The organism is Ruegeria sp. AH12 (assembly GCF_056541465.1).
This window is the reverse complement of the sequence record NZ_JBQFYL010000214.1, coordinates 1-551: the sequence shown is the minus strand read 5'-3', so window position 1 is coordinate 551 and position 551 is coordinate 1. Positions and strand designations below refer to the sequence as shown.

Here is a 551-nt window from a genome sequence, read left to right as displayed (position 1 = left end):
GACCAGAGAAGTTATGCCTGACGTCACGGGGCGTTTGGCACAACCGAGAAGCGGCCCACCGCACTGGAGGAGTTGGGCAATGGGCCGCCAATGAGGGGAGCGAAGGAGGAACCCGCGATGGCGGATCATTCAACAAACTCCGCGCAGACTGCTGAAGCCGACAAGGGCTATTGGCAGGCCAACCTGCGCCTCATCTACATCAGCCTCGCGATTTGGGCGCTGGTGTCGTTTGGATTCGGCATTCTGCTGCGTCCGCTGCTGTCCGGCATCGCCGTTGGCGGTACAGATCTGGGCTTTTGGTTCGCTCAGCAAGGATCGATCCTGGTCTTTCTGGTGCTGATCTTCAACTACGCCTGGCGCATGAACAAGCTCGACGCTGAGCACGGCGTGGACGAGGAGTAATCGGCATGGATCAGTTTACCATCAACCTGCTGTTTGTGGGCGCGTCTTTTGCGCTTTACATCGGCATCGCGATCTGGGCTCGTGCGGGTTCCACATCGGAATTCTATGCCGCCGGTCGCGGCGTTCACCCGGTCACCAACGGTATGGCG

1 protein-coding gene is annotated in these 551 nt (G+C 59.5%); it reads left to right on the top strand.

From position 1 onward, the window contains the following. The first annotated feature begins 117 nt into the window (after positions 1-117). Positions 118-402: a DUF4212 domain-containing protein gene (locus tag ACR0EL_RS22695; RefSeq protein WP_010439512.1), complete on the top strand. Its 285-nt coding sequence runs from the start codon at positions 118-120 to the stop codon at positions 400-402. The last annotated feature ends 149 nt before the right edge of the window (positions 403-551 follow it).

Bases quoted from the DNA above. Each gene is read 5' to 3' on its own strand.
- ACR0EL_RS22695 (WP_010439512.1), top strand. From the start codon at position 118: ATGGCGGATCATTCAACAAACTCCGCGCAGACTGCTGAAGCCGACAAG.